Source organism: Mycobacterium sp. (assembly GCF_050701675.1).
Taxonomy (GTDB): domain Bacteria; phylum Actinomycetota; class Actinomycetes; order Mycobacteriales; family Mycobacteriaceae; genus Mycobacterium.
On sequence record NZ_JBOGDD010001205.1, the window covers coordinates 1 to 6,497 of the forward strand.

Consider the following 6,497-nt stretch of genomic DNA (forward strand, 5'->3'; position numbering starts at 1 on the left):
CGGTGGTCACCGTCCGGTTCGACGAGTCGGCCAACGCGTTGCACGTCTCGGTATTCGACGATGGTGTCGGCGGCGCGACGGCCGGCGTCGATGACGATGCGACGGGTCTGCGCGGGCTAGGGGAACGCGTACGGGCCGCGCGCGGAACCTTCGAAATCTTCAGTCCCGCCACCGGATCCACCATCGTGACGGCGGTGCTGCCGTGCGCATCGTGATCGCCGAGGACTCCGCGCTGCTGCGGGCCGGCATCGAACGCATCCTCAACGATGCCGGACACGACGTGGTCGCAGGGGTATCCGATGCCACCGACCTGCTGCGCATCGTCAACGAGCTGAGGCCCGACCTCGCCATCCTCGACGTGCGCATGCCGCCCACGTTCACCGACGAGGGCATCCGCGCTGCCGCTCTGCTGCGCAGCCAGAACCCGGAGTCACCGGTACTGGTGCTTTCGCACTACGTCGAGGAGCGCTACGCCGCGGACCTGATCGCCTCGGACACCAGGGGATTCGGCTACCTGCTCAAGGACCGGGTCGCCGACGTGCCCTCGTTCCTCGACGCGGTCGACGTCGTCGGTGGAGGCGGCACGGTGCTGGACCCCGAGGTGGTCTCGCAGATCCTCGTCCGGTCGCGTCAGCGATCCACGCTCGACCTACTCACTCCGCGCGAACACGAGGTTCTCCAGCTGATGGCGGAGGGGCGGGCCAACTCCGCGATCGCGTCCGCACTTCACGTCTCGGTCGGCTCGGCCGAGAAGCACATCGCATCGATCTTCACCAAGTTGAACCTGGCTCCTGACGAGAGCGAGAACCGTCGAGTGCTCGCCGTACTCCGCTACCTCGAATCCTGAAACGACGGAAGGGTTTTCATCGTGACTACCATCGCTCCCCCGCCACCAGCTCCGCCTGCGCCCGTCACTGCCCCGCCGCTGCCCCCTGGCCGCCGCAGCGCCGTACGCGTCCTGGTCGTCGTGGCCGCCTCGATACTGGTCCTGGCGTACGTGGTGACGCTCGGCGTGGCCGCGTGGAGGCTCAATGCGCTGCGAATGAGCATCGAGAGCAAGGACTTGCCCGCGGGGATGCGCTCGCTGACGATCGACGCCGCAGACGCGAACGTCCGCGTGAAGGTCGATCCGCAAGCCGGCGCGCCTCACGTCGACCTACGCTTGGTCGACTCGACCCGCGATGACCGGGAGCGCATGGAGATCACCTCCGATGGCGACGGCACCCGGATTCTCCTCAGCCCGGATTCCCCGTCGTTCATGGACTGGGGCCGCTCGGGAGAAGTCACCGTCACGCTGCCACCGCAGTTGGCACGCGGACTGTCGGTCACCACCCAGCAGGACGACGGCAGGGTGATCGTCGACGCCGACGTCGACCAGTTGACCGCAGACAGCTCGGACGGTGACATCGTGCTGAACGGTGGCGCGAGGCGCATCGACATCACCAGCAGGGACGGCGATGTCGTTGCAAAGAAACCGATCTCGGTAACCGAATCGTTCAACGCGCACACGGTGGACGGCGACGTACTGGTCGAGTTCAAGGGCGCCGCGCCCCGCACCGTGGAGGCCATCAGCCGGGACGGTGACATCGCCATTGCGCTGCCCAGCCCTGGCCCATACCTGGTCGATTCGTCGGCCGACTCGCGCAGCATCCGCGTGCCCGAGACGACCGACCCGGTGCGGGCCGCCGCCAAGGTGACGGTGCGGACGGTCGACGGCGACGTCCTGATCGACACGTCGGGCGCGGCTAGATCAGGGCGGCGATGATCTCGGCGACCGATCCCGCCTTCGCCTTGCGGTAACCCGTGCCTGCCCACACGTTGACGCCGTGTGGGTCACCGGCACGCACGGATGCGGCCCGAACGGGGCTGGTCAGATAATGCACCTCGGGGTAGCCGAAAGGCGCCTCCGCGTCGTGTTCGTCGACGAAGCGATTGCGCAGTCCCCGGGCGTAACGGCCCGAGAAGCAGCGGGTGACGGCCGTCTCGACGAACTGCGGATCCGTCAGCGCCGCCCTGTGCACCGGGCTGCTCCCCGCCTCGTCGGCCAGGAGGAACGCCGTCCCCAGTTGGGCCGCCACCGCCCCCGAGACGGTCACGTCGGCGACGTCGACGGCGGTCATCAAGCCGCCTGCCGCGATCACCGGCACCTCGAGCGCGATCGTCGTCGCGCGGAGCAACTGAGCCAACGGCTGGGTGGGCGGCGCCGCCACCGGGTCGAAGGTGCCGCGGTGGCCGCCGGCATCGGGACCCTGGATCGCCACGGCGTCGACCCCGCGGGCGACGGCCACCTCGGCGTCGGCCAGTGTGGTGACCGTGGCGACGGTCGTGATGCCGGCCCCGCGTAGTCGTGCGCACTCGTCGGCCTCTGGCAGGCCAAACGTGAACGACACCACCTCGGGCTTGAGGTCAAGCACCACGTCGAGCTTGGCCGCCCATTGGTCGTCGTCGAAGCGCGCGTCGCCGAGTCGGACGCCGTAGCGCTTGGACTCACCGACCAGCCTGTTGGCGTATTTGTGAATGGCGTCGGGTCTGGCCGCGCTTGGTTGCGGAACGAACAGGTTCGCGCCGAGCGGACCGGTGGTGAGGCCGCGCGCCGCCGTGATGCGCTGCGCGAACACCTCCGCGGTCAGGTAGCCGCCCGCCAGGAAGCCCAGGCCACCGGCGTTGGACCCCGCGGCGGCGAGCTCGGGGGTCGTCGGCCCTCCTGCCATGGGCGCGACGATCACGGGAACGTCGAGTGCCCGCAGGTCGAAGCTGCTCATCACTTCACCGCCTTCGCGGACAGCAAGCAGTCCCGCGATTCGGGACCGAGGTTGTCCGCGTGGCAGTACGCCGCGATCCGGTACCCGCTCGGGTCACGCTGCACGTCGTCGATCATCATCTGAACCACCTCCGACATGATGCCTTGCCGCCACCAATTCCGGCCGAGGCAGTACCCGATTTACTCCTTGCGCGTCACGCCGAAAGTGGTTCACTGGTTCGAATGGCCATCACTTTCAACCACACCATCGTGGCCGCCAAGGACCGACGGGAGTCGGCGAAGTACTTCACCGAACTCTTCGGCCTGAATCCGGCCAAGGAATTCGGGCACTTTCTCGTGGTGACGCTCAACCACGGCGTCAGCCTCGACTTCGCCCAGGCAGCCAGCGACCAGGAGATCCATCCGCAGCACTACGCGTTCCTGGTCAGCGAAGCCGAGTTCGACGACATCTACGGCCGGATTCGTGAACGCGGACAACAGCATTGGGCCGATCCCAGGGGTGCCAACCCCGGGGAGATCAACCATCACGACGGCGGTCGCGGAGTGTACTTCCAGGACCCGTCGGGGCATTACCTGGAGATCATCACCCGGCCGTACGGATCCGGCGGCTGAGCACCCACGAAGGTGCGCGGATGTACGACTGTCGACGGCGTGTCGTGCACAGACACGCACGCTCACGGGGAGGGTCCGGGGCACGCTAGCCGTGGCCGCGCTCCTCCTCCTGGATGACGTAGTCACGTACGAGCGCGGTGACGTGCCTTGGCAGGTCCCCCGTCGCGACGTCGGCGAGGCTGGTCTCCTCCAGCACCAATCGCATACTGGCCCGCAAGGCACGCCAGACGTCGGTCAACGCCACGGTCGGCCCCGAGTACGGAAGGTCGCCGAGGCCGATGTCGCGGACGCTGGCCAACGGACCGTCGATGCAGCGCAGCACGTCGGCGATGCTGACCTCCGCAGCGGGCCTGGCCAGCTCATAGCCGCCGTCGCGACCTCGGTGGCTGCGGACCAGTCGATCAGTCCGCAGATCGGACAGAATGTCGACCAGGAACTGTGGCGGGATGCCCTGAGACTTGGCCAGGTCGTCGGTCTTGACCAGCGTGCCCGGCTCGACCGTGGCCAGCTGGACCATGGCCCGGACGGCATACTCCGCCTTGGCCGACATCCGCATGATGCGCATTGTGCCATCGACATGACTGCGAACCTTGCAGATGTGGTCCACCATCGACACATGACTACCCGCGTCACCTGCTGTCAGATCCCCTTGGCAATCGGTGACACCACCGGCAACCGGACCACCGCGCGAACGGCGATCGAGGAGGCGGCGCGCGACGGCGCGCAGATCGTCGTCCTGCCTGAACTCGCCTCCTCGGGCTACGTCTTCGCCGACCGCACCGAACTCGCCTCCCTCGCCGAGACCAGCGACGGGCCCGCCATCACCGGATGGGCCAACCTCGCGGAGTCGTTCGATCTGACCATCGTCGCCGGCTTCCCCGAGGCAGCTGGCGAGAAGATCTACAACAGCGCCGTCGTCGTCGATGCGACCGGAGTGCGCGGTATCTACCGCAAGGCACATCTCTGGGACAACGAGAACAACGTGTTCGACCGCGGCGACGACCTACCTCTGCTGGTGGAGACCGCGCACGGCCGGATCGGCGTCATGATCTGCTACGACATCGAGTTTGCCGAGTGGGTCCGCGCGGTCGCGCTGGCCGGCGCCGACCTGCTGTGCGCCCCCGTGAACTGGCCACTGCTGCCCCGCCCGGACGGCGAGCGCCCGACCGAGATAGTGCGGGCGCTGGCCGGCGCGGGCACCAACCGGATGCCCATCGCGGTGTGTGACCGCACCGGCGTCGAGCGGGGCGTGGACTGGATCGGAGGCAGCGTGATCACCGACGCCGACGGCTATCCGATGGCGATCGCGCAGTTCGGGACGCCGGGCAGTGTCACCGCCGACGTCGACCTCGAGCAGTCGCGGGTGAAGCGTTTCAATGCAAACAACGACGTGCACGGCGACAGGCGCACGGACCTGTACCGTCGCACGGCGCTACTGGACTGACGGCGGCGCGTTGCGCATGGTGCCCGTCATCGCCCGCACCGAGTCGGGCAGCGGTATGCCGGGAGTGAGATCTGGCGCGGGCAGCGGCGCGCCGTAGGTGACCGACATCGGCACGACGCCCGCCCACGCATCTGCGGCGACGTCCTCCTCTGGGTCCTCCGGCCAACCGGCACTGACCTTCAACGACCAGTTGTCCTCGCCGATGGGCAGTCTCAGCGCCAGCGTCGCCGCGAGCTCCTTGCGGTTACTTGGCCGCAGCTCGGCGACTCGGCCGGGGATGAACGTGTCGGTCAGGATCTGCAGGAGGCCGACCTTGTCGGCGTCGGGCACCTCCTCGAAGACACCGAAGAGCGCGGCGCTTCGGTAGCGGAACGACGATTCGAATGCGCTGCGCGCCACGACGACGCCGTCGAGTGTCGTTACGGACACGGCCGCGGGCAGTCCGGTCGCCAGCGCCCTGAGCCAGGGCGACCCCGTCGAGCCGTGGATCACCACGTCGTCACCGATCCTCGCGAAACCGGTCGGAAAGATCACCGGATGGCCGTCCCGGACCAGGGCGACGGTGGCCAGCGGTGTGCTGTCCAGAAGGGCGTCGAGCCCGCTTCGCGAGGTGTCCTGTTTCTCACTGAGACGGCTGATCTGGGTCGAGGGCTGGGTCATGCGTTCATTCTCAGTCGGGGATGTCCGCACCGCCAGCCACGACGACGGCGAATAGATCGGCCAGGCCCGCCAGGCTCGCCGACTGCAGGACCGCCGCGGGCACGGGCTCACCGTCCACCCCTGGCAGGGACCGGGTGGCGGTCGCGGCCGCCACGACCGTTGGCGCGTAACCCAGGTTGAAGGCGCCGCGTGAAGTCGAGTTCACGCACATGTGCGTCATGAAGCCGGCGATGACGAGATTTTTTGCGCTGACCGACTCGAGCTGGTTCTCCAGATCCGTCTGGACGAACGAGTTCGGATACTGCTTGACCACCACGGGTTCGCCGTCCCGCGGGGCTACCCGGGCGACGATGGCGCCGCTCTCACCCTCGACGTCGTACAGCGATCCCGGCCCGTCCGAGTGCTGGACGTGGATGATCGGAATACCCGCCGAACGCGCCCGCTCGAGCAGTGCGGCGGTCTCGTCGAGCGCCGCCTGGACACCCTCGAGTTCCATGACGCCCCGGGTGTAGGTGTTCTGGCAGTCGATCAGCACCAGCGTCGACTGGGCCAGGCTTACCGGCTCGAGTGGCAGTTCGGCCAGCGCGCGAAGAGTGGGATTGCTCATTCGGCGAGCGTACTCATCCACGTCGGTCCGATCTTGGCGATCGGGGTACGCCGTCCGCGAACCTAGACTCGGACGCCGTGAGGGTTCGGGGGTTGATCGTCGGCGTCGTCGTGCTGGCGTTGATCGGGGTGGGGATGACCATCGCGCTGCTGTCGCGCGACGACGGCGGCTTGTCACCTGACTGCCAGCACGTCGACGTCGCACTTCGCGCGTGGGGACGCGTGACACCGGCCATCCAGAAGACGATGGCGTCCGGCTATGGCGCGCCAGGCTTCGGAATGCCGCCCGGCCCCGACGTGCTGGAGAGGTCCGCCGCGCGGGCCGCCACCGGGGTTCGCACACAAGGCGACCTCGTCTCCTCGACCGCGATGCGCGAGGACCTCCTGTCCATCGCCGAAGGGCTCGACCTGATC

10 protein-coding genes and 1 pseudogene are annotated in these 6,497 nt (G+C 68.0%); 6 read left to right on the forward strand and 5 right to left on the reverse strand.

Annotated features, from left to right (window positions below):
• The 3 genes and pseudogenes from ACRDUX_RS37310 to ACRDUX_RS37320 form a co-directional block, all read left to right on the forward strand.
• Positions 1–215, forward strand: a pseudogene (locus tag ACRDUX_RS37310) (sensor histidine kinase); the annotation flags it as partial.
• A complete protein-coding gene (locus ACRDUX_RS37315; RefSeq protein WP_526421988.1) occupies positions 203–847 on the forward strand; it encodes a response regulator transcription factor in 645 nt (214 codons plus the stop codon). The pseudogene ACRDUX_RS37310 and the gene ACRDUX_RS37315, both read left to right, overlap by 13 nt.
• A 21-nt stretch (positions 848–868) precedes the next feature.
• Entirely contained in the window at positions 869–1,765 is an 897-nt protein-coding gene (locus ACRDUX_RS37320; RefSeq protein WP_526421990.1) for a DUF4097 family beta strand repeat-containing protein, read from the forward strand.
• On the opposite strand, the gene ACRDUX_RS37325 is transcribed toward ACRDUX_RS37320, so the two are convergent.
• Both ACRDUX_RS37325 and ACRDUX_RS37330 read right to left on the reverse strand, forming a co-directional pair.
• A complete protein-coding gene (locus tag ACRDUX_RS37325; protein ID WP_526421992.1) occupies positions 1,746–2,762 on the reverse strand; it encodes a nitronate monooxygenase in 1,017 nt (338 codons plus the stop codon). The two genes, ACRDUX_RS37320 and ACRDUX_RS37325, sit on opposite strands and share 20 nt — an antisense overlap.
• The gene (locus tag ACRDUX_RS37330; protein WP_526422006.1) at positions 2,762–2,941 is read right to left on the reverse strand and encodes a GNAT family N-acetyltransferase; all 180 of its coding nucleotides are present in this window, start codon (positions 2,939–2,941) and stop codon (positions 2,762–2,764) included. The genes ACRDUX_RS37325 and ACRDUX_RS37330 overlap by 1 nt, the downstream gene beginning before the upstream one ends.
• A gap of 42 nt (positions 2,942–2,983) precedes the next feature.
• Between ACRDUX_RS37330 and ACRDUX_RS37335 the strand changes: the two genes are divergently transcribed.
• On the forward strand, positions 2,984–3,373 hold the full coding sequence (locus ACRDUX_RS37335) for a VOC family protein (protein ID WP_526421994.1): 390 nt from the start codon (positions 2,984–2,986) through the stop codon (positions 3,371–3,373).
• An 85-nt stretch (positions 3,374–3,458) separates the two neighbouring features.
• Here ACRDUX_RS37335 and ACRDUX_RS37340 read toward each other — a convergent pair whose 3' ends face one another.
• Positions 3,459–3,929: an Rrf2 family transcriptional regulator gene (locus ACRDUX_RS37340; protein ID WP_526421996.1), complete on the reverse strand. Its 471-nt coding sequence runs from the start codon at positions 3,927–3,929 to the stop codon at positions 3,459–3,461.
• 60 nt (positions 3,930–3,989) lie between these two features.
• On the opposite strand from ACRDUX_RS37340, the gene ACRDUX_RS37345 reads away from it, so the two are divergent.
• Positions 3,990–4,817, forward strand: a complete 828-nt coding sequence (locus tag ACRDUX_RS37345) for a nitrilase-related carbon-nitrogen hydrolase (RefSeq protein ID WP_526421998.1) — start codon at positions 3,990–3,992, stop codon at positions 4,815–4,817.
• Here the strand turns inward: ACRDUX_RS37345 and ACRDUX_RS37350 are convergent.
• Both ACRDUX_RS37350 and ACRDUX_RS37355 read right to left on the reverse strand, forming a co-directional pair.
• Complete coding sequence (locus tag ACRDUX_RS37350; RefSeq protein ID WP_526422000.1) at positions 4,806–5,477, reverse strand: pyridoxamine 5'-phosphate oxidase family protein; 672 nt, start codon at positions 5,475–5,477, stop codon at positions 4,806–4,808. The two genes, ACRDUX_RS37345 and ACRDUX_RS37350, sit on opposite strands and share 12 nt — an antisense overlap.
• 10 nt (positions 5,478–5,487) lie before the next feature.
• Positions 5,488–6,084: a cysteine hydrolase family protein gene (locus tag ACRDUX_RS37355; protein ID WP_526422002.1), complete on the reverse strand. Its 597-nt coding sequence runs from the start codon at positions 6,082–6,084 to the stop codon at positions 5,488–5,490.
• Positions 6,085–6,161: 77 nt separating this feature from the next.
• On the opposite strand from ACRDUX_RS37355, the gene ACRDUX_RS37360 reads away from it, so the two are divergent.
• The coding region (locus ACRDUX_RS37360; RefSeq protein WP_526422004.1) for a hypothetical protein at positions 6,162–6,497 on the forward strand (336 nt) is incomplete at its 3' end.

Bases quoted from the DNA above. Each gene is read 5' to 3' on its own strand.
- ACRDUX_RS37325 (WP_526421992.1), bottom strand. From the start codon at position 2,762: ATGAGCAGCTTCGACCTGCGGGCACTCGACGTTCCCGTGATCGTCGCG.
- ACRDUX_RS37335 (WP_526421994.1), top strand. From the start codon at position 2,984: ATGGCCATCACTTTCAACCACACCATCGTGGCCGCCAAGGACCGACGG.
- ACRDUX_RS37340 (WP_526421996.1), bottom strand. From the start codon at position 3,929: ATGCGGATGTCGGCCAAGGCGGAGTATGCCGTCCGGGCCATGGTCCAG.
- ACRDUX_RS37345 (WP_526421998.1), top strand. From the start codon at position 3,990: ATGACTACCCGCGTCACCTGCTGTCAGATCCCCTTGGCAATCGGTGAC.
- ACRDUX_RS37350 (WP_526422000.1), bottom strand. From the start codon at position 5,477: ATGACCCAGCCCTCGACCCAGATCAGCCGTCTCAGTGAGAAACAGGAC.
- ACRDUX_RS37355 (WP_526422002.1), bottom strand. From the start codon at position 6,084: ATGAGCAATCCCACTCTTCGCGCGCTGGCCGAACTGCCACTCGAGCCG.